Genomic DNA, 21,362 nt, shown 5'->3' on the forward strand with positions numbered 1-21,362 from the left:
CAATGAAGGGTGTCCCGGAGACACTCAACATGACCGACCTCGCGCGGCTGCGGAAACTGGTCACGACGAACGACAGTACGTCCGACGCGGAACTCCTTGACCGGTTTGTTACCGCCCGAGACGAGTCCGCGTTCGCGGCCTTGGTGCATCGACACGGGCCGATGGTGCTGGGCACCTGTCGGCGGGTGCTGCGCCACCGGCAGGACGCCGAGGACGCGTTCCAGGCCACGTTCTTGGTGCTGGCCCGCCGGGCCGGGGTCATCACCCCACGGTCGTTGGTCGGGAACTGGCTCTACGGCGTGGCGTGCCGAACCGCCTCCGCCGCACGGCGGATGTCGTCCGCCCGACAGACCCGGGAAGCCCGAGCCGCAGCCCAGCGCACCGAAGAGGTGACGCACGACGATGCGCGGCTCGCGCCCGAACTGCGCGACGCGCTGGACCGGGAACTTGCCGCCCTGCCCGCGGTGTACCGTGCGGCGGTGGTGGCGTGCGACCTGGAGGGGCTGTCTCGGCGCGACGCCGCGGGCCAACTCGGATGGACCGAGGGGACGCTCTCCAGCCGCCTCGCCCGCGGGCGATCCCTCCTGGCGCGGCGGCTGTCCCGGTACGGCCTCGTTGTGCCGGTGGCCGGGCTCGTCGCTCCGGCTACCGTCGCGGCCGAACTGGTCGCTCCGACGATTCAACTGGGGGTACTCATACCGTCCGGCGAAGCCGTTGTTGCCGCGCCGGTCGCCGCGCTGATGGAGGGGATGATGAAATCAATGTCGTTGACCAAACTCAAGACGATCATCGTTACCGCGGTCGTGGCCATCGCGGTCGCGGCCGTCGGTACTGCCGGATGGCGGTCCAACGCGGTCGTTGCGGCGCCCCCCAAGGAACCCGACGCTCCGGTGGCGTCGAACCCGAAGCCGGTGGTCCGGAGCCCGGACCAGGAGCGGATGACCGAACTGGAGCGAGAACGCGAGAGACTCCAGCACCAGCGGGACGCAATGGACGCGGAGAGAGCGGCGCGGCAGAACCATGAGTCTCGGGCCTCGGTCGAAATGAACAGGCGAGGTGCGGCGCTTGCAACGGCTCCTGACGTTTTGCCGGCCCCGAACCCGCAGCCGGTGCAGAACCCTGATAAAGAGCGAATTGTCGCACTGGAGCGCGAGTGCTACGAACTCCGACAGCAAATAACCGTGCTGAGGGCGGAATCACAAACGCTCTCAAAATACATCGAGCGGATGGAAGTCGAGAGGCAAAAACAACTGCAACGTGCCGCTGACGCGCGGGCCGCGGCTCCGGTCGTGCGGGTGTACCCCGTGGGTGATTTGGCCGGGGATGAGAAGCAGGGCGCGTCTCTGGTCAAGGTGGTGCGAGCCGCCGTCGAGCCGCGGTCCTGGGACGGGGACGCCAGCATCGAGTTCCTGCCCGTGAAGCAACTCTTGGTCGTGCGCCAGTCAATTAAGGGGCACGAAGAGGTGGCCGAGTTGCTGAAACTGCTCAGTTCGCAGCACGAGCCGAAACGACTCGCACCGGCCCCGGCGGGCGGTCGCTGAAGCCGGCTCCGCTGCCGGAGGCCCGAGGTGCTTGATACCGAATCCAGTCGTTTCAAGTTCGAGCCGCGGTTTTGATTTTTGAGTGTGGTCCGCTCATTCCGTGAGCGGTCGTTCCGCGCCCCCGACTCGCTTCGCTGGCGTGCGGCCCCGTCGTTGCGCGCAACGCGCATCCGATAACCGGAGCAACCGCTCACGGAGTGAGCGGACCACACTCAAAGGCCTGTGGCTGGGTCTGCTACACCCACTGGAAACTACTGGAATGCGGTTGATGAGTATCCACGCCGTATTCTGTCGGCGTCCTGTGTGAGGCCGGTGGTACACGGGTGGTGTCGCGCCGGCCTCACACAGACGGCCTACAGAACGCAGTTACTCTTCAACTGGATTCGGTGTGAGTCGGGGGCTGATCTGGTTCGCTGCTGATCTGGAACCTGGAATTCGAGACTACGGCTCCTTCAAAACCGCTGGCTGGTCGTGGCTTCGTCTCCCCTCACCCGGACCTCGTGTTTTGAAGACGAACTTTGACAGGATCGACGCGGTTTCAAATCGATCGGTCTTCATCCGGTTGATCCTGTTGATCCTGTCAAAAATGTTCTTAGCTCCTCCATTGCCTTTGATCGCTGCATTGCCCTTGCCTCGCGCTGGCGGTACTCCCGAACAGGGCTTGTTCCGCCATGCGCTCTACGGCTTAAGTTCCTTCAGCCGGATGTTGCGGTACTCCATCTGCCCGCGGTCGGCTTCCAGTCCGATCGGGCCGGTCGCGGGGACCTTCATCTTGTCGTTCAGCACCTCGCCGTTGCAGGTGCAGTGCGCCACCTCGCCCCGCACCACCACCACGATCTCGTTCCAGTCCTGGGGCTTGTACTTTTTGAGGTCCTTGTACGGCCCGGCGACGAGGTAGTCGCGCACCTGCAACTGCGGCCCGCGAACGAACAGCCCGCTGTCCGCGTTCACCCCCGCGCGGAACTCCAGGCGCAGCTCGAAGTCGGTCGGGAACTTCGCGGCGGTCCACAGTTGGTTGAGGCCCTTACCGGGGTTCACCACGAGTACACCGTCCTTCGCAGAATACCGCTTGTCGGACGATTCCGTCTTTCCGTCAAACCCCTCAAATGTGGCGCCCTTCACGTATCCCCAACCGGTCAGATCCTTGCCGTTGAACAGCTCGACGGTTCCGGTTTCCTTCGCGTGCAGCCGCGCCCACGCGAGGCCCGGCCGGTCCACGCGGAACGTCACCACGCGGTTGAACTCGACTTCCGTAACGTAGGCCGTCCGGCCGTCGGGGCCGCCGAAGCAGATGTTGCTCGGCTTCTTCCCGAGCACGTCGATCTCCTTCAGGATCTTGCCGTCCGGCGACATCTTCACGACCGTGCCCGCGCCGTAGCGCGTGATGTACAGGTTCCCGTCCGCGTCGCAGCGCATCCCGTCAAAGCCGTGGTCGTCGAACTTCTTGAGTAACTTCTTTTCGCCGAGCGTGCCATCAGCCTGGATAGGGAACGACCACACGTTGCGCTGAACGCTCTCGTTCACGTAGAGCGTCTTGCCGTCGGGCGAAACGTCGATCCCGTTGGTGGTGCCCATGTCGGCCGCCACCTTGGTGAACTTTCCGTCGGTCGCGACCTTCCAGAGCTGTCCGGTGCCCTTCGCCCAGTTCGGGTCGGATGCGTACAGGGTTCCGTTCGGGGCGATCGCGAGGTCGTTGGGCTGGTTGGCGGTCGGCTCGTGGGCGAACACCGCGACCGCTTTGGTTTTGGGATCGATTTTGAGGACGTTGTGGCCGGTGTAATCGGCGACGTACATGAACCCCTTGGTGTCGAACACGATGCCGTTACCGACGCTCTTTTCGGGCAGGTCGATGTACACACTCGGCTTGCTGCCGGGCGCGATCACCGCGATGTCGCCGTTCTTCCTGGTGCCGTCGCCGTTGAGCTTGAGGTTCACGACGTACAGTTTGCCCGCGGCGTCGCAGCACGGCCCCTCGATGCCGGGGGTGAAGCTGTTCTTTTCGGTGAGCGGTTTCGCGGTGAACAGTTCGTCTTTGTCGGCGGCGCTCAGTGTGGCGGTCAGACCGAGCAGCGTCAGCGCGAGGACGTGGCGCATGGTGGTAGGGCCTCGTGGGTGGGAGAGTGATTGTGTCGCGGTTACAGCACGCTCGCAAGCCGCAATTCGCACGCACCCGAGATTGCCGCCGCCGGGCGGGCGGGTATCTTCACTACGTACCAACTGGGTTGCTTCAGCTCGTCGCTCTGCGACAGGACGATGTTGCGTCGTCCGAGCAACTGCCTTCACACCCCGCGCGGGGAGCGCTGTTCCAGCACCGCTAACGAGCGCTCGGCCAGTTAGCATGCAGCGGTCGGGAACAACCCCGCGGATCGTGGTTCCGCTGCATGCTAACTGGCCGAGCGCTCGGCGGTGCCGTGAGCGCTCCGCGCCACAGGTTGAGAAGTGGAGCAACCCGGGAACACGCCGCGAGCAAGCTCGCGGCGTGTTCGTTTTCTCTCTTCCGCGTCAAACGTTCCCGGAGAGCATTACAAGCCCGACGCTTGCGCACCGACCGCAACGGACTGGACCGCGACGGGGCGCCGACTACCACTTCGCCGGCGTTCGACTGGTCGCGGGCTGGGTCGGTTGCTCCCTCCGAATCACGCGATTGGACCTCGATTTTCGCGACCGGAATCAACTCGAAACCCGGCCACGCTCTCGTGGGGAATGTGCTGTAACGTGTTGTGGTGGAATTGGTTGCGGAGGTGGTTTGTTCGTGGCGGCGACACCATCGCTCCCGTGGGAATCGTGGCTCTGATGCTTCGATTGGCTGGCCGGAAGCAGTTCGGACCTCCGGAACTACCAGGAGCGGTAAAAAGTTGTGTTAACGGACCCGCCTCCGGCGCCTGAATGCGTGGACCTTGCGGCGTCTGGCTTCGACTTACGACCTCTCCATTGACGGGTGTGTCATGACGAACGACGAATTCCGCGCCTACGGCCACGCGCTGATCGACTGGATTGCGGATTATCACGCGGGCATCGCTACGCGGCCGGTGCGCGCGACTACCGAACCCGGTGCGATCAAGGGCCAACTTCCCACCGAACCGCCGAATGAGGCCGAGCTGTTTAGCGCGGTCATGCGCGACCTGGACGCCGTGCTTCAACCGGGGCTCACGCACTGGCAGCACCCGCGGTTCTTCGGTTACTTCCCGTCGAACGACGCGCCTGCCAGCATCCTCGGCGACATGCTCGCCGCCGGACTCGGGCAACTCGGGCTGAACTGGCAGTCCAGCCCCGCGCTCACCGAACTCGAAGAGGTGTCGTGCGAGTGGGTGCGGCAGATGGTCGGGCTGTCCCCCGCGTGGAGCGGGGTGATTCAGGACACCGCGTCCACGGCCACCCTCCTGGCGCTGCTCTGCGCCCGCGAGCGCGCGACGAACTTCTCCCTCGGCCGCGGCGGGCTCCAGGCGGAACCGAAGCCGCTCACGGTGTACGTTTCGAGCCAGAGCCACAGCTCCGTCGAGAAGGCCGCGCTGCTGGCCGGGTTCGGCCGCGACAACCTGCGGGTGGTGCCGGTCGATGAGTCGTTCGCCATACGCCCCGACGCACTGGAATCGCTCGTCCGCGAGGACGTGGCCGCGGGGAAGGTGCCGTGCGCGGTGGTCGCCACGACAGGCACCACCGCATCGACCGCGCTCGATCCGGTGAAGGCCGTTTGCGCGGTCGCTTCGCGGTACAACCTCTGGGTTCACGTGGACGCCGCGATGGCCGGCTCGGCGATGATCTTGCCGGAGTGCCGGTGGATGTGGGACGGCGTCGAGGGCGCGGATTCGCTGGTGCTCAACCCGCACAAGTGGCTCGGGGCGGTGTTCGACTGCTCGCTGTACTACGTCCGCGACCCGCAGCACCTGATCCGGGTGATGTCCACGAGCCCGAGCTACCTGCGCACGGCGGCCGACGGCAAGGCGCCCAACTACCGGGACTGGGGCATCGCGCTGGGCCGCCGGTTCCGCGCGCTGAAGCTCTGGTGCCTGATCCGCGGGGAAGGGGTGTCGGGGCTTCAGGCGCGGCTGCGGCGCGACATGGGGTACGCGCGGCGGTTCGCGGACGAGGTGGCACGAACCCCGAACTGGAAGGTCGTCGCGCCGGCGCCGCTCCAGACCGTGTGCGTGCGCCACGAGCCGCCGGGGCTGGAAGGCGACGCACTCGACGCGCACACCCGCGCCTGGTGCGAGCGCGTGAACGCCTCCGGGCTGGCGTACCTCACCCCGGCCGTCCTCGGCGGGCGGTGGATGGTGCGGGTGTCGATCGCCGGGCTGACGACCCAATGGGACGACATCGCGACGACCTGGGGCGCGATGCGCCGCGCGGCCGAGGCGGCGATTTGAGGCGCGCCCGATTGCCTTTCGGCGCGCGGCGGTTTAATCTGTCGTGCGCCTACCTTCCGGCTTCCCTCTCGCACCACTGGAGCCTCGTCACATGCGCTCGTTCAAGGCCGCGCTGCTCGCCGTTTCGGTGAGCGTGCTCGCGCTGGGCACCGCCCGCGCCGACGTTAAACCACACCCACTCTTCTCCGACAACATGGTGCTCCAGCAGGGCACCGAGCTGACCGTCTGGGGCACCGCCGGGGCCGGCGAACAGGTCGAAGTCAAGCTCACCCGGCAGGCGCCCGGACAGGCCTCCGCCGCCGCTTCGAGCGTCGCGGCCGACAAGGACGGCAAGTGGGTCGTCAAGCTGCCGAAGCAGACCGCCGGCACCGGCTTCACGCTGGCGATCAAGGGCACCAACACCGTCGAACTGAAGAACGTCGCGGTGGGCGAGGTGTGGGTGTGCTCCGGCCAGTCCAACATGGAATGGTCGGTCAACGCCGGCGAGTCGCCCGAGGACGTGAAGAAGGGCGCAGAAAACCCGAACCTGCGGTTGTTCACCGTGCAGAAGCGCACCGCGCCGCACCCGATCCAGGACCAGAACGACCTCAAGCACTTCACCAAGTGGTCGGTCAGCGGTCCGGACACCGTGGGCGGCTTCTCGGCCGTGGCGTACCACTTCGGCCAGAAGCTCCAGAAGGAACTCGGCGTGCCGGTCGGGCTGATCCACACCTCGTGGGGCGGGACCCCGGCGCAGGCGTGGGCCAGCCTCGAAGCGCTCGACGCCGACCCGAGCCTGAAGTACTACGCCGACTCCGCCCGCGCCGCGGTGAAGGGGTACGAGAACTACGACGCGAAGAAGGCCCAGGCCGATTACGAGACGGCGCTCGCCAAGTGGAAGGAGAACGCGGACAAGCTGAAGGCCGCCGGTAAACCGGTCCCGAAGGAGCCCACCAAGCCCGGCGCCACCCCGCCCGCGCTCGGGCCGGGCACCCCGGGCGTGCTCTACAATGCGATGATTTACCCACTGCTGAACTTCAAGGTGAAGGGCGCGATCTGGTACCAGGGCGAGTCGAACGCGGGCAAGGCGTTCGAGTACCGCACGCTGTTCACGGCGATGATCAAGGACTGGCGCAAACAGTTCAACTGCGAGCTGCCGTTCATGCTGGTGCAACTGGCCCCGTTCCGCGGCGGCGCCAGCGGGGTCGATTACGCCGAACTCCGCGACGCGCAACTGTACGCCACCAAGGCGCTCCCGAAGACCGGCATCGCGGTCATCACCGACGTGGGCAACGAGACCGACATCCACCCGAAGCCGAAGCAGCCGGTGGGCGAGCGGCTCGCGCTGGCGGCGCTCGGGATCGAGTACGGCAAGAAGATCGTGTACTACGGCCCGACCCTCAAGGACGTGAAGTACGCGAGCGGCGCCGCCACCCTGACGTTCGACAACGTCGGCGGCGGGCTGGTGGCGAAGGACGGCGATCTCGTGGGCTTCCAAGTTGCCGGCAAGGACGGGAAGTTCGTTCCCGCCAAGGCCGCGATCAAGGACGACACGGTGGTGCTCAGCAGCGAGCTGGTGCCGGAACCGGTCGCGGTGCGCTACGGGTGGGTGAACTTCGCCAAGCCGACGCTCAACTTCTTCAACAAGGAAGGGCTGCCGGCGACCCCGTTCCGCACGGACGAGGCGCCGTACACCACCCAGCCGCGTCCGAAGAAGTGACCCGCCGGTCCGGAAGATGTGAGCTTTCGACGGGCCACAGGATAGAAAGATCTGCGGAGACGGTCCGCTCGTTCGTCCCGTGAGCCCGTCGGAAACTCTTGGCGTTTTGTGGAGGGCGTATGCGGCGCGTGGTTGTTGTGGGCGGCGGGGTCGTCGGGGCGTGCAGTGCGTACGCGCTGGCGAAGGCCGGGAAACAGGTCGTGATCGTCGAGCAGAAGGGCTTCGGCTCGGGCAGCTCGCACGCGAACTGTGGGTACGTGTCCCCGAGTCACGTGCTGCCGTTCGCCGGGCCGGGGGCGATCGGGTCCACGCTGAAAACGCTGTTCCAGCGGAACTCGCCGCTCAAAGTGCGCCCGGGCGTGGCGCTCGCCAACCTCGGCTGGTTCCTCGGGTTCGCGCGGCGGTGCAACGCGCGAGACATGATGGCCGCCGGCCGGGCCATCCAGGCGCTGCTGAACTCGTCGCGGTCCCTGTTCGAGCAACTGGTCGAAACGGAGCGGCTGGAGTGCGAATGGGAAACGAAGGGGTTACTCTTCGTGTTCCGGACGCCAAAGCACTTCGAACACTACGCCCACACGAACGAACTGCTCGCGCGCGAGTTCAACATGCCCGCGCGCCCACTCGATTCCGCGGCTCTCGCCGCACTCGAACCGGCCCTCAACCCCGGTCAGGCCGGCGGTTACCTCTACGAATCCGACGCGCACCTGCGGCCCGACCGGCTGATGAGCGAGCTGAAGCGCGTGCTCACGGGCCTCGGCGTCGAGATCCGCGAGAACTGTTCCTTCACGGGATTCGTGAAGGGGAACGGCACGGTGGCGGCGGTCAAAACCGCTTCCGGTGAGGTTGCCGCGGACCAGTTCGTGATCGCGACCGGCGCGTGGACCCCGAAGCTCAACGCGGAACTCGGGTGCCGGGTGCCGATCCAGCCCGGCAAGGGGTACTCGATCACCATGCCGCGCCCGGCGGTGTGCCCGAAGTACCCGCTCATCTTCGAGGAACACCGGGTGGCGGTTACGCCGTTCGCGAGCGGCTACCGTCTGGGTTCCACGATGGAGTTCGGGGGCTACGACGAGTCGCTGAACCGGTCCCGCCTGTCACTGCTGACGGAGGGGGCGAAGCTGTACCTTCGCGACCCGCTGGCGGAACCGGTTCAAGAGGAGTGGTGGGGCTGGCGGCCGATGACTTACGACAGCGTTCCGGTGATCGACTTCGCGCCGGCGATGAGCAACGTTCTGATCGCCGCCGGGCACAACATGCTCGGGCTCTCGATGGCGACCGCCACCGGGAAGCTGGTGGCCGAAATGCTGGGGGGCGGGAAGACGCACATCGACCCGGCCCCGTACTCGCTCCGACGGTTCTGATTCACGGCTGGTTTTGTCTGCTTCTTGTGGCACAGACATTCCTGTCTGTGCAGCCTTCTCACGCTGCACAGACAGGAATGTCTGTGCCACAAGAAGCAGACAAAAGAGATATCAACAGACCGCGAATGAGTCGTGTCTTGCGTGTGGGCCGCGAACGGCCCGCACGCAAGACGCGATCGTGCTATCGGTTACTTCTTCGGCGGGACGTATTCGACCAACCCCACGTCGATATACTGCCCGCCGCCGGTCTGTTTGCAGCGAACCGCGATCACGTTCGTCCCGGCCTTCAGCGCCTTGCGCCCTTCCGGGGTGAGGTCGTACTCGGTGTAGCCGGTTGTGAACCCAGACGCCCGGAGCGCCAGCACGCCGTTGATGTACACCTCTACATCTTCATCGTGGTGTACGCTGAGCTGTAGTTCGCCGGCCGGCAGTTCCTTCAGGTCGAAGGTCCGGCGGAGCCAGATGTCGTTGGTCTTCCACTCGGTGCGGATCACGCCGCCGGGTGTACCCTTGGTGCCGAACCCCGCGTCCGCTTCGGTCCACTTCGCGGCGTCGAAGTCGGGCTTCTCCCAGCCGGCGGCGGGCTTGTCGGTGGTGAACCGCCACTTCTGAGCCGTCCCCTCGGAGGTCGGGACGATGTCCCGCAACTCGGGCGCCGGACCGTACAGGGCCTTGTGCCACTTGGCCGTCTCCGCGACATCGAACTTGATGACCTCGCGGTCGTAGGTGATGAAGCCGTTCACCTCGACTTCGACATCGGTGGTTTGGGTGTAGACCGCCGCGGCGAGCCCCTTGCCGACGAGCGGGTGCAGCCGGCGCATGAGCACCCGGTAGTTGTCGCGCAGCTCCTGTTCGGTCTTGTAGGTGCGGTAGCCCCAGTTGTTGGTGTTCTTCCACAGGTGCCCCGGCACGGGCAGTCCCAGGCCACCGAACTCGCCGAGCACGCTGACGCGGTCCGGCATCACGGGGAACATCCCCGGCCCCGGATAGATGTGCGCGTCCTTCATGTCGCCGAACCCGCGGTCCTCCCAGCCGCTCGGGCCGTTGACGAGCCGGGTCGGGTCGTACTGCTTCGTCCACTTCAGGATGTCGTTGGTGTCGTGCTGGCCCCAGCCCTCGTTGAACGGCACCCACACGACGATGGACGGGAAGAACCGGAGGTGGTCGATCATCGCCTTGAGTTCGTCGCGGAACACCTTCTTCTCGGCGTCGCTGAACTTCGCGTCCTCTTTCGCGCCCGGGGGGATGAGCTGGCCGCGCGACGGCACGCCGCCGCTGGGCATGTCCTGCCACACGAGCAGCCCCATCTCGTCGCAGTACCGGTAGTAGCGGGCCGGCTCCACCTTGATGTGCTTACGGAGCATATTGAAGCCGAGCTTCTTCAGCACCTCGAGGTCGTACTTCATGGCCTCGTCGGACGGCGGGGTGAGCAGCCCGTCCGGCCACCAGCCCTGGTCCAGCGGCCCGTACTGGAACAGCGGCTTGTTGTTGAGCATCAGCCGCAGCACGCCCTTGTCGTCCTTCGCGGCGCTGATCTTGCGCATCGCAAAATACGTGGTCACGGTGTCGGCGGCCGTGCTGTCACGCCCGTGCGAGTGAAGCGTGACCGTGATGTCGTAGAGGTGCGGCGAATCGGGCGTCCACAGTTTGGGGTTCTCGACCTTCAGCCGGATCGGCTCGCCGGGCTTGCCGGTCGCGCGCACCTTCACCCCGGTGTCCGTCTTGTCCCCGATGTCCACCGCACTACCCATCCCGACCGCGTCGACAACGAACTCCACTTCGCCCTTATCGATGTCGGGCGTGACACGGACGCCGCGGATGTGCGCGTCGCTCGCGACCGGCTCCATCCAGGCCGTCTGCCATATGCCGGTTACCGGCGTGTACCAGATGCCGTGCGGGTTGCGGATCTGCTTGCCGCGCGGCTGGGTCGCGGAGTCGGTCGGGTCGTAGACCTGAACGACCAGTTCACCTTTACCGTCCTTGAGGGCGTCGGTGATGTCGAACGAGAACGGGTCGTTTCCGCCGGTGTGGGTTCCGAGCGGTTTACCGTTCAGCCACACCGTCGCCTGCCAGTCCACCGCGCCGAAGTGGACCAGCACCCGCCGCCCCTTCCAGGCGCTCGCGTCGATCTCGCGGCGGTACCAGAGCCGGTCGTCCGGTCCGACCGGTTTGCCCACCCCGCTGAGCGCGCTCTCGGCGCAGAACGGCACCAGGATTTTGCCGTCCCAGCGTTCGGGCTTCGGGGCGTCTTTTTTGGTGATCGCGTAGTCCCAAAGCCCGTTGAGGTTCTGCCACTCCTTGCGGACCAGTTGCGGGCGCGGGTACTCCTTCCAGGTGTTTTCGGGGGTCACCTTCTTGCCCCACTTGGTCATCAGCGGGGCGGGGGCGGGCTTCCAGTCGGCGCCCACTATCGTGGGGCAGAAGAGCAGGGCGACTGCGGAGAGGAGCCGGTATCGCATGAGTAGACCTCGAATCGGGAGAGTGTGGATGGAGTTCGGGTGCCGAGGGCCGGGGCGCGGTCTCGTGCCGGGCAGCCGTGCAATTGTGGAGCCCCGCGCGACGGGATCAGTCCGCGACGCGCTTGGTGATGTTGTTGTAAGCGTCGATGCGGCGGTCGCGGAAGAACGGCCAGTTGCGGCGCACGTCTTCCATCAGCTTTCGCTCGCACGTCACCACCAAGATCTCTTCCTTGTCGGAGCTGGCCTTTTTCAGCACGCGCCCGAACGGGTCGCTGACGAACGATCCGCCCCAGAACTCCAGCCCCTCGCCCACGATGACCTCGTGTCCGACGCGATTGACCGCGCACACGTAGGTGCCGTTGGCGATCGCGTGGCCCCGCATGCTCGTCTCCCAGGCGGAGTGCTGCGCGGCCCCGAACTCCTCCTTTTCGCGCGGGTGCCAGCCGATCGCGGTCGGGTAGAAGATCACCTCCGCGCCCTGGAGCGCGGTGAGCCGCGCCGCCTCCGGGTACCACTGGTCCCAGCACACGAGGGTGCCCACCTTCGCCGCGGGTGTGGGGAACACCTTGAACCCGAGGTCCCCGGGGGTGAAATAGAACTTCTCCAAGAACAGCGGGTCGTCCGGGATGTGCATCTTGCGGTAGATGCCCAGCAACTGGCCGCCCGCGTCGTGGACGGTCGCGGTGTTGTGGTACACCCCGGCCATCCGCTTCTCGAACAGCGACCCCACCACAACGACCTTGTTCGCCTTGGCTGCTTTCGCCAGCCGGTCCTCGCTCGGCCCCGGAATCGGTTCGGCGAGGTCGAACAGGGAGATGTCTTCCTTCTGGCAGAAGTAGTGGCCGGTGAACAGCTCCGGCAGGCACACCACCTGCGCGCCCTGCCTGGCGGCCTCGGCGATGGCGCGTTCCGCGTTGGCGAGGTTGGCGTCGCGGTCCGGGCTGATCCTCATCTGCACGGCGGCGATGGTAAAGGTGTCACTCGTCATCGGTGGATTCGTCCTCGGCGGGCCTCTTCATACTTGGTGCTCGGGGGCAGGTGTGTTATACCGAACCGGACCCGACACTCCCTCCCGCCGGACGAAAGACCAGGAACCCGGACATGTCGACCGACAAGAACATCACGAGTGTGCTGAAGGAAACGCGGCAGTTCCCCCCCCAGACAGAGTTTGTCGCCCAGGCGAATGTGAACGCGGCGGAGCGCGAGCGGCTCGCGGAGTGGGCCAAGTCGGACCCCGACGGGTTCTGGGCGGAGCAGGGCCGGTCGCTGCACTGGTTCAAGCCCTGGGACGCCGTCCTCGACTGGACGAACGTCCCCCACGCGAAATGGTTCGTGGGCGGCACGATTAACGCCAGCTTCAACTGCCTCGACCGCCACCTCGCGGCCCGCGGCAACAAGGCCGCCATCGTGTGGGAGGGCGAGCCGGGCGACACGCGCACCCTGACGTACCAGCAGCTCCACCGCGAGGTGTGCAAGTTCGCCAACGCGCTGAAGGGGCTCGGGGTCGGGAAGGGCGACCGCGTCACGATCTACATGCCGATGGTGCCGGAGGCCGCCGTCGCAATGCTGGCGTGTGCCCGCATCGGGGCCATGCACTCGGTGGTGTTCGGCGGGTTCTCGGCGGACGCCGTCGCCGACCGGAACAACGACGCGCAGTCGAAGCTGGTCATCACCGCGGACGGCGGCTGGCGCCGCGGGAAGGTGGTCCCGCTGAAGGCGAACGTCGATGCCGCGCTGGAGAAATCGCCGTCGGTCCAGAAGTGCGTGGTGCTGAACCGGTGCAACACCGCGGTGGAGATGAAGCCCGGGCGTGACATCTGGTGGCACGACCTGGTCGCCGACGCCAGTGCTGACTGCCCGGCAGAGGAACTGGACAGCGAGCACCCGCTGTTCATCCTCTACACGAGCGGCAGCACCGGCAAGCCGAAGGGCGTGCTGCACACCACCGGCGGGTACCTGCTCGGTACCTCACTCACGCACAAGTGGGTGTTCGACATCAAGGAAGACGACGTCTATTGGTGTACCGCCGACGTGGGCTGGATCACCGGCCACAGCTACATCGTGTACGGCCCGCTGTGCAACGGTGCGACGGTGGTGATGTACGAGGGCGCCCCGAACCAGCCGCGCGAGGACCGGTTCTGGGAGATCGTCGCCAAGTACAAGGTGACCATCCTGTACACCGCCCCGACCGCGATCCGGGCGTTCATCAAGTGGGGCGACCAGCACCCGAAGGCGCACGACCTGTCGTCGCTGCGGCTCTTGGGCAGCGTGGGCGAGCCGATCAACCCCGAGGCGTGGATCTGGTACCACAACGTGATCGGCGGCGGCCGGTGCCCGATTGTGGACACGTGGTGGCAGACGGAAACCGGCGCGATCATGATCTCGCCGCTTCCGGGGGCGGTCGCGACGAAACCCGGCAGCGCGACCAAACCGTTGCCCGGCATCCAGGCCGAGGTGGTGGACAAGCAGGGCCATCCCGTGCCCGCGGGCTCCGGCGGGTTCCTCGTGGTGAAGCGGCCGTGGCCGAGCATGATGCGGACGATCTACGGCGACGACGAGCGCTACAAGGCCACGTACTGGAGCAACTACCCGGGCGTGTACTTCACCGCGGACGGCGCCCGCCAGGACGAGGACGGGTACATCTGGGTGATGGGGCGCGTGGACGACGTGCTGAACGTGAGCGGGCACCGGCTCAGCACGATGGAGGTCGAAAGCGCCCTTGTACAGCACCCGAAGGTCGCAGAAGCGGCCGTCGTCGGCCGGCCCGACGATCTGAAGGGCGAGGGGATCGTCTGCTTCGTAACGCTGAAGCAGGGGACCAACCCGTCGGACGAACTGAAGACCGAACTCAAGGCGCACGTGGTTCACAACATCGGCGCTCTGGCCCGCCCGGACGATGTTCGGTTTAGCGAAACACTCCCCAAAACGCGCAGCGGGAAAATCATGCGCCGGTTCCTACGCGATATTGCCGCCGGCCGACAGGCCACCGGTGACGCCACAACGCTCGAAGACTTCGCGGTGCTCGCCAAGCTCCGTGAAGATGATGAGTGATCGGGCAAAAAGTAGCGTTTGTTGCCGGGCTGTTGGGGTAACAGCCTGGCGAGGCGTCCGGCACGACAATCTATGTGACTTCCTCATCGAGTGCGGTGACCTGGGCCGTTGGATTATTCAAGTTGGCATAGCCCGATCAGCGATTTCGATTGTTCGGGGGCATTGAGAATCGTTCGATGGCTCCGGGAGCGGTTGCCGAGCGCCTTTGCGGCGCTCACAGGTGATATTACGGCGGCGCGAAAGATGCGCATGGCCGAATAGCTGGGGATCGAGGGCTGTGGCCGCCGGACGGCCCTCATCAATGCGTATCTTGCGCGCCGCCGTAATATTCATGGGGAACTTCACGATCCGGTTCCACTGCGACGCATGGCGCGAGCGCGCCCGCCGCGAGCGCGCCCGCCGCGAGCGGGAAAGACCCTGGCTGAAATGAGGAGCGAACTTGTTGAGAACCCCTATCGGCCGCGTTCGGGCGGCCGGTCTCGTGGAAGGCGTTTCTGCGCTGATCCTGTTCTTCATTGCGATGCCGCTGAAGTACCTCTCCGGTATGCCCGAACTCGGCAAGGAGGTCGTGTACTGGGTCGGCGCGGTTCACGGCGCGCTGTTCATCGGGTACGCGCTCGTCACGTTCGTCGCATGGGGGCAGGGGGCCATTACCGCGAAGCTGGTGGCTTGCGCCGCCGTCGCTTCGATTGTTCCGTTCGGCCCGTTCGTCGTTGATGGTATGCTCAGGCGAAACGACGAGCGAACACGCGCCGCGACCGCGGACTGACGGTGGCGCTCGCTCGGCGGATAAACGGACCGCTTCGCTGCCAGAGGGGCGCATGATTCGGTACGACGAACAGCGTGATCGGCTGGTGGTATCACCCGGTGACCGCTTCGCACGCACACGGGCTGCACGTGCCGTCTGCGTCGTCGTCGTGCTCCTCGCCGGCCTGATCGCCTTGGGGTTGGTCAAGTATCAAGGCGAGGATTGGGGCAGGCGCCTCGGCATCGGTTCCGGCTGGCAGCTCGCCTTCGGCATTACGCTGCACGCCCTGTTTAAGTGCCTCAGGGTACTCGTCACAGGGGACACGCACTTCAGGATCGAGGTTAGCAAGACGACCGTTGTTGTTCGTATTTACGCAACGGTTTATAGGATTCACATTTCGCATATCACCTCGACGTGCGTCATCGAATTCCGCGATGGTTATTTCGTTGGATTGGGCTGTTCAGACCGCCGCGAACCGGTCCCGCTGGACGCGGTCCTGTTCGAAAGCGCGGACGAGGCTCGCCAACTGCTCGGCCATCTGGACGCCGTGCGTAACGCGCACGTATCCCCGGTGGAGCCACCTACGCCCCGTCCGAGTGAGAACCCGGGTTGAACCTCCGCCGGTGCGGTCCTTCACTTCGTGTCACCGCTACTTCTACTTCTGTGGTAACGGTTTGGCGAACACCCCCAGGTGACTGGCCGATACCCGCTCGGTCCCGGACTTGTTCGCGTGGATCGGCCGGTTGATCAGCTTCGGCGCGCCGTCCGCACCCGCGATCACCAGCGTCGTCGTGCCGCCGCCGTCAAGGTTGATGCCCTCGGCGCACCCCAGTGCCTTCAGCCACTCACCAACCTCTGCCGTGGTGGCGCCGTCGCTGAAATCCTTCTGGCGGCCGTCGATGACGAGCAGCACCAGCGTTTTCCCGTCGGCCGAAACGCCCGCGGCGGTGCGCGGGTGGATCGATTTGTCGCCGGTGATCACTTCACCGCCCTTCAGCACGATGTGGAACCCGCCGACCGCGTTCTCGATCCCCTCCAGGTCGAACGGCGGTGCCGCGACCCGCGCGCGGTTGTCCTTCGTGAGCAGCAGCGCGGGGAACCCGGGCTGCGCCGGCGAGACGAGTTTCCCGCCGCTTACCTGCACGCCGACGACATCTTGCTCCTGCTCCTCGTACTTGTGAATCGGGCCGAACGGCGCCGCGTTGATCGCCACTTGCAACTTGTGGCGCTTCAGAAAGGTGCTCGTCTTCAGCCCGTCGGTCTCGCCGGGGCGGTCGCCGTTGCCCGGGGTGGCGAGGAAGCCGATGCCCGCCGCCTTCAGATCGATCCGGACCGCGTGCCCCTTCATGAGGCGCGGCTGGTCGCGCGCCAAGTTGGTGAGTTCCACCCCACTGCACAGCAGTTTCCATACGGGCGGGTGCTTGAACGGGCCGTCGGCAGCGGGGAGCAGGCCGGCCGTTCCGGTTGCCAGCACCACGAACAGAACGGAACGCATCACGTAGCCTCGGCGGATCGGGACGCGGCGGGGCGGAGCGGTTATGATACCCCTCCCATTCCGTTCGACGCGAACGGGTTAACGAAACTCACACACCCTTCACGGGCCGCCGGTTCATGGACCACTTCGACTACCGCGACCGCACTCTGTTCTGCGAAGATGTCCCCGTTCCCGAACTCGCGGAGAAGTACGGCACCCCGCTGTACGTCTACTCCGAGGCCGCGCTGGTCGCGAACCTCAACGAGGTGCAGGCCGCGTTCCGGGACGCCAACCCCGTCATCTGCTACAGCGTGAAGGCGAACGGCAACCTGTCGATTTGCCGCCTGATGGGACAACACGGATCCGGCTTCGATGTCACCTCGCAGGGTGAGTTCCAGCGCGCCCTGAAGGCCGGCCCGGCGGACGCGAAGGTCGTGTTCGCTGGCGTGGGCAAAACCGATTCCGAGATCGAGTTCGCGTTGACGAACGGTGTGTTCCTGTTCGATGTCGAGAGCGAGCAAGAACTTCACGCGATCGGGGCCGTCGCCCAGAAGCTTGGCGTGAAGGCCAACGTGGCGCTGCGCGTCAATCCGGACCTGCCGCCCAAGACGCACGTCAAAACTGACACCAGCGTCAAGGGAGTGAAGTTCGGCCTCGATATCGAAACCATCGTGGACGTTGCGAAGGGTGTTGTCGGGCACCCGGGGCTGTCCGTCGTCGGCCTGCACATGCACCTGGGGTCGCCGATTCTGAAGGCCGATCCGTACCGCATGGGGGCCGAAAAGGGGCTGGGGCTCATCAAGCAGTTCCGGGCTCAAGGGCACGACATCAAGTACCTGAACATGGGCGGCGGCTTTGGGATTAACTACCGGAAGGACGAGGCGAAGCCGGCCAGCGCGTTCGCGGATGTCATCCTCCCGGTCGTCAAGGAGAGCGGCTGCCAGCTCATTCTCGAACCCGGGCGGTTCATCGTCGGGAACGCCGCCATCCTGCTCAGCCGTGTCGTGTTCACGAAGTCCACCGGCGGCAAACACTACGTCATTCAAGACGCCGCGATGAACGACCTCATCCGGCCCACACTGTACGGCTCGTTCCACCGGATCTGGCCGGTCGCCCCCGCCGCCGCCGTGCCGCTGACGCCCGACGTGAACGGCGACCCGGACGACCCCCAACCGTTCCGCGAGATGCCGAACTGCTTCAAGCAGGACGTGGTCGGCCCCGTTTGTGAGAGCGGCGACTACCTCGCCAAGGACCGCCCACTGCCGGGCCTGACCCGCGGGGACCTGCTCGCGGTGTTTTCCGCCGGCGCGTACGGGATGACGATGTCGTCCAACTACAACTCCCGGTGCCGGGCGGCGGAGGTGCTCGTCTCAGGCCGCACGCATCGATTAATCCGCCGCCGCGAGACCTTTGCCGACCTCGTCGCGTGCGAAGAGGATTGCTTAACCTGATCGGCGCTTTCACAATCACATCTAGCAAGCTCGGTTGATCGCGGCCCGTGCCACCGCCCGCGCTCGATCAACCCGGTTTATCGGCTTTGCCCCGCACGCCGACGCGCTAAGCGTGAAAGGTGCGGGCGCCGACCTGCCATCCAACTCGGACTCGCCGCAATCGGCCGTAAGAGGAGACACACGGTGAGAACCGCTTCGTTCCTCGCTTTCGGACTGGTCCTGTTCGCCCTCTCGCTCGGCGGGGGCGCCGGCGCCCAGCCGCCGAGGGGGCCGGCCCTCAAGCCGCTCGAAATCTACGAGCGGTTCCGCGCCACCATAGGCGAGGGTAAATACGATGTCGCCGGCATCTTCCTTGACGAGTTCCTCAAGAGCAGCCCTACCGACGCCGACTACCTCGAGATCGAACGCAAGTACGGCACCACGGTATTTCAGACGCTGCGCACGATCCCGAAGTACTCGGACGACCCGGCGACCGAGAAGCAGATCCGCGACAACATCGAACTCGTTAACAAGAACGCGCAAGCGGTGACCGCTAAGGTGCTGTACAAGCCGGAGCGGGTGGCCAAGTACGTCCGCAACCTCGGCGAGACCTACGAGGAGAAGCAGTTCGCGCAGTTGGAACTCAAGCGGACCGGCGAGTACGCGGTCCCGTTCCTGATCGACGCGCTACGCGCCAACCCGAGCAAGGAACTGGCCGCGGGCATTCTGGACACGATCCCGGTGCTCGAAGGTCCGACGATGGCGGGGTGGGTCGCGGCGCTGGAATTATTCACGCCCGACCAGCAGTACGGTGTGCTCGTCGCACTGGCACGCCGACGAGACGCACGCGACCTGCTCAACAACGCCCAAACCGATTTCGTCCCGTTCCTATGGCGCGTCCTGTCGCGTCCGCGTAGCGAGAGCTCGACGCTCTACGACCTCGCAGCGCAGTTACACAACGAGTTGCTGCCCGGCCCCAAGGCCGATACCAAACGGCCGGAAGTCGAATTGACTGCCGTTGCTCGCAAGTACTACGACCACAAGGGCCGGTACTTCGGTGCGAAGACCAATCCCGACGCCAGCGCCGCGCTGGTGCCTGTCTGGGTCGTGCGGCCAGGAGAGGTGATCCGAGTCGTGCGCTTGGCTGACGTGCCCGTTGGCCAAGCCGAAGAGTACTACGGCCTCCGCTACGCCCGTTGGGCGCTGGACGTCCGGCCCGACTACGAGCCTGCTCAGGCTCTGATCCTTGCGCTGGCCGCGGAGCGGGCTGTCGAGCGGGCCAAGTACGCCCCGCTCGCGGCGACAGAGCCGGCGGTTTACAAGCTCCTGTCCGAAGCGCCGTCGAGGGCGCTGATCGATTTGCTGAGCCGAGGGTTAGCCGAGAAACGCACGCCGCTGGTCCTGGCTATGGTTCAGGTACTCGGGGACCGCGCCGACCGTGAGGCGGCGACACCGCCCGCCGGTACCCCACCGAAGCCGTCGCTGCTGGTTCGCGCGCTCGGTTACCCGGACCACTCCGTCCAGTTCGCGGCGGCCATCGCGTTGTTACGCAGCCCCGTTCCGGTGCCGGCCGAAGCTAAGGTGCAAATTGTCGAAATACTGCGTCGCGCCGCCGGTTTCGATGGCGGCAAGCCGGAGGAGTCAAAGGGCACCGCTCTTCTCGTCGATCCGGGTAAATTCCGGGCCGACGCGAATGCCGCATTGCTGCGTGGGTTCGGCTACGATGTCGAAATCCTGGGTTCCGGGCGTGACCTGTTGCGTCGCGTCGCGCGGTCGTCCGATTTCGATCTGATCTTCATCGACCACCACGCGGCCGACCCTGAATTGAAAGACTTGGTCGGCCAACTCACCACCGACGCACGTGTGGCGGCTCGTCCTATATTCGTGATCGCCTCACCGGACAAGCCGCGGACGCCGACGTTCGACCAACTCCTCCTCCGAACAGCGGAATTGCTCGCCGCCACCGAGAACGATGTACTCGGCCTAGCCGACCCGTACGTACCGGACCCGCGGTACAACGCCGACGAGCAGCTCAAACTGCGAACGCAGATCCAGCAGCGCCGCGATGTCGTGTTGCGCGACGCCGCCGTGGGCCGTGCCGCCCGCTTGCAGCGAGTCATCGACACTCTTCCAATAACGCTTTCCGACAGCCAGAAGCGGCTCATGAGTCTCCGGTTGCTTCTTGTCAGCTACTCGGTTTTGGCGGCCGAGTTCCCGATCTCGACGGAATCGGCGCCCGGCGCCGTCGCGGAAATGACCCGCATCCGGAACCAGATTGCGGCTCAACCTCCGTCGGCCCAGTACGCCGCTACTGCGCTCGCCTCTGCCGACCTCATGAAGTTGATCGAGCGGTTCGAGCTCGATGTGGCTAAGGTGAAGGGCGCGCAGAACAAGTACGACGCACTGCGATCGAAAGCGGACCCAGTTGAAATCGGGCTGGCTGTTGAACCGTTTCGTGACCCCGTTCTTGAGGCCCGGCTCGCGCGGCTCTTGAAGGGTTACCCAGGAATAAAGATCGTCACAGAGCCCTACTCGCGGCTGGTGCTGGAGCCGGAGTTCAAGGTGCTGTTCGCCGACCCCATGATGGTTCCCCGCGAGGTGCCGGTTAAGAAGGCCGAGTCGCGGGCCGCGATTGAGTTCCTGCGGCAGATGGCAGTCGGTGATCTACCGGGGTACGATTTCAAACTCGCAGAAGCGGAGCTGCGCAACGCGGTTGATGTCCCGACCGACGTTGACCGCGCGTCGGCAGCGGTGGACGCCGTGGAGCGACTGAAATCACCTGCGGCCCAGCAGTCTTTGCTCCGCCTCGCCACCCGAACCATTGGCGAGCCACCGATTGCTTTGCGCCGGAAAGCGGCAGACGCCGCTATTCGCCATGTCCGTGCTTTTGGGCGGTTGGCCCCCCAAGCGGCGATCGATGAGGTGGTGCGCGACGCCACTTCGGACACAACAGCCAAGGACTCCGAATTGCTCGCGAAGTTACTCACGCTGAAGGGAATGCTCGCGTACAACCCCGGTAACTTTGCCAACGACCTCAAGAACTACAACCCGCCCGTCCTACCCCCGGCTCCCAAAAAGGGACCCGAACAGAAAGAGCCTGAGAAAAAGGTGCCCGAAAAGAACGAAGCTCCGCAGTAACGCGATTGTAAGGAACCCGGTCCGGGGGCGTAAATCGCCCCCGGTTTTCGTTTCTAACTTAGCTTTCAGGACTACCGGACCGAATCCGTTAGCAATT

General features: G+C 65.4%; 13 protein-coding genes and 1 pseudogene. 9 read left to right on the top strand and 5 right to left on the bottom strand.

The features are described from left to right. Positions 1-29: 29 nt before the first annotated feature. A complete protein-coding gene (locus R5W23_RS29540) occupies positions 30-1,541 on the top strand; it encodes an RNA polymerase sigma factor (protein ID WP_320689487.1) in 1,512 nt (503 codons plus the stop codon). A 678-nt stretch (positions 1,542-2,219) separates the two neighbouring features. Here the strand turns inward: R5W23_RS29540 and R5W23_RS32830 are convergent. Both R5W23_RS32830 and R5W23_RS32835 read right to left on the bottom strand, forming a co-directional pair. Then, positions 2,220-2,771: a 3-keto-disaccharide hydrolase gene (locus tag R5W23_RS32830; protein ID WP_407936176.1), complete on the bottom strand. Its 552-nt coding sequence runs from the start codon at positions 2,769-2,771 to the stop codon at positions 2,220-2,222. Further along, positions 2,745-3,635 (bottom strand): annotated as a pseudogene (locus R5W23_RS32835) (SMP-30/gluconolactonase/LRE family protein); the annotation flags it as partial. The gene R5W23_RS32830 and the pseudogene R5W23_RS32835, both read right to left, overlap by 27 nt. Positions 3,636-4,486: 851 nt before the next feature. Between R5W23_RS32835 and R5W23_RS29550 the strand changes: the two are divergent. From R5W23_RS29550 to R5W23_RS29560, 3 genes are all read left to right on the top strand, one after another. Then, positions 4,487-5,905: a pyridoxal phosphate-dependent decarboxylase family protein gene (locus R5W23_RS29550; RefSeq protein ID WP_320689489.1), complete on the top strand. Its 1,419-nt coding sequence runs from the start codon at positions 4,487-4,489 to the stop codon at positions 5,903-5,905. Between the two features lie 91 nt (positions 5,906-5,996). Then, complete coding sequence (locus R5W23_RS29555; protein ID WP_320689490.1) at positions 5,997-7,604, top strand: sialate O-acetylesterase; 1,608 nt, start codon at positions 5,997-5,999, stop codon at positions 7,602-7,604. A 119-nt stretch (positions 7,605-7,723) separates the two neighbouring features. Then, the gene (locus R5W23_RS29560; RefSeq protein WP_320689491.1) at positions 7,724-8,965 is read left to right on the top strand and encodes an NAD(P)/FAD-dependent oxidoreductase; all 1,242 of its coding nucleotides are present in this window, start codon (positions 7,724-7,726) and stop codon (positions 8,963-8,965) included. A gap of 188 nt (positions 8,966-9,153) precedes the next feature. Here the strand turns inward: R5W23_RS29560 and R5W23_RS29565 are convergent, their stop codons facing one another. Both R5W23_RS29565 and R5W23_RS29570 read right to left on the bottom strand, forming a co-directional pair. Continuing rightward, entirely contained in the window at positions 9,154-11,424 is a 2,271-nt protein-coding gene (locus R5W23_RS29565; RefSeq protein ID WP_320689493.1) for a glycoside hydrolase family 2 protein, read from the bottom strand. Positions 11,425-11,530: 106 nt separating this feature from the next. Further along, positions 11,531-12,412, bottom strand: a complete 882-nt coding sequence (locus tag R5W23_RS29570; protein WP_261186549.1) for a carbon-nitrogen hydrolase — start codon at positions 12,410-12,412, stop codon at positions 11,531-11,533. A gap of 113 nt (positions 12,413-12,525) precedes the next feature. Between R5W23_RS29570 and acs the strand changes: the two genes are divergently transcribed. From acs to R5W23_RS29585, 3 genes are all read left to right on the top strand, one after another. After that, complete coding sequence (acs, locus tag R5W23_RS29575; RefSeq protein WP_320689495.1) at positions 12,526-14,475, top strand: acetate--CoA ligase; 1,950 nt, start codon at positions 12,526-12,528, stop codon at positions 14,473-14,475. Between the two features lie 442 nt (positions 14,476-14,917). After that, the gene (locus tag R5W23_RS29580; protein WP_320689496.1) at positions 14,918-15,244 is read left to right on the top strand and encodes a DUF3817 domain-containing protein; all 327 of its coding nucleotides are present in this window, start codon (positions 14,918-14,920) and stop codon (positions 15,242-15,244) included. Between the two features lie 52 nt (positions 15,245-15,296). Continuing rightward, positions 15,297-15,836 carry a hypothetical protein gene (locus R5W23_RS29585; protein ID WP_320689497.1) on the top strand — a complete coding sequence of 180 codons (540 nt, stop codon included), beginning with the start codon at positions 15,297-15,299 and terminating at the stop codon, positions 15,834-15,836. A gap of 42 nt (positions 15,837-15,878) precedes the next feature. Here the strand turns inward: R5W23_RS29585 and R5W23_RS29590 are convergent, their stop codons facing one another. Next, a complete protein-coding gene (locus tag R5W23_RS29590) occupies positions 15,879-16,718 on the bottom strand; it encodes a phosphodiester glycosidase family protein (protein WP_320689498.1) in 840 nt (279 codons plus the stop codon). A gap of 116 nt (positions 16,719-16,834) precedes the next feature. Between R5W23_RS29590 and lysA the strand changes: the two genes are divergently transcribed. Continuing rightward, positions 16,835-18,148, top strand: a complete 1,314-nt coding sequence (gene lysA / locus R5W23_RS29595; RefSeq protein WP_320689499.1) for a diaminopimelate decarboxylase — start codon at positions 16,835-16,837, stop codon at positions 18,146-18,148. Positions 18,149-18,331: 183 nt separating this feature from the next. Beyond that, entirely contained in the window at positions 18,332-21,265 is a 2,934-nt protein-coding gene (locus R5W23_RS29600; protein ID WP_320689500.1) for a response regulator, read from the top strand. Positions 21,266-21,362 lie beyond the last annotated feature (97 nt).

This window comes from Gemmata algarum (assembly GCF_034097035.1).
GTDB classification, from domain to species: Bacteria; Planctomycetota; Planctomycetia; order Gemmatales; family Gemmataceae; genus Gemmata; species Gemmata algarum.

What these genes read in the sequence shown, in the direction of transcription:
- R5W23_RS29540 (WP_320689487.1), top strand. Translation starts at nt 30, where the DNA reads ATGACCGACCTCGCGCGGCTGCGGAAACTGGTCACGACGAACGACAGT.
- R5W23_RS29550 (WP_320689489.1), top strand. Translation starts at nt 4,487, where the DNA reads ATGACGAACGACGAATTCCGCGCCTACGGCCACGCGCTGATCGACTGG.
- R5W23_RS29555 (WP_320689490.1), top strand. Translation starts at nt 5,997, where the DNA reads ATGCGCTCGTTCAAGGCCGCGCTGCTCGCCGTTTCGGTGAGCGTGCTC.
- R5W23_RS29560 (WP_320689491.1), top strand. Translation starts at nt 7,724, where the DNA reads ATGCGGCGCGTGGTTGTTGTGGGCGGCGGGGTCGTCGGGGCGTGCAGT.
- R5W23_RS29565 (WP_320689493.1), bottom strand. Translation starts at nt 11,424, where the DNA reads ATGCGATACCGGCTCCTCTCCGCAGTCGCCCTGCTCTTCTGCCCCACG.
- R5W23_RS29570 (WP_261186549.1), bottom strand. Translation starts at nt 12,412, where the DNA reads ATGACGAGTGACACCTTTACCATCGCCGCCGTGCAGATGAGGATCAGC.
- acs (WP_320689495.1), top strand. Translation starts at nt 12,526, where the DNA reads ATGTCGACCGACAAGAACATCACGAGTGTGCTGAAGGAAACGCGGCAG.
- R5W23_RS29585 (WP_320689497.1), top strand. Translation starts at nt 15,297, where the DNA reads ATGATTCGGTACGACGAACAGCGTGATCGGCTGGTGGTATCACCCGGT.
- R5W23_RS29590 (WP_320689498.1), bottom strand. Translation starts at nt 16,718, where the DNA reads ATGCGTTCCGTTCTGTTCGTGGTGCTGGCAACCGGAACGGCCGGCCTG.
- lysA (WP_320689499.1), top strand. Translation starts at nt 16,835, where the DNA reads ATGGACCACTTCGACTACCGCGACCGCACTCTGTTCTGCGAAGATGTC.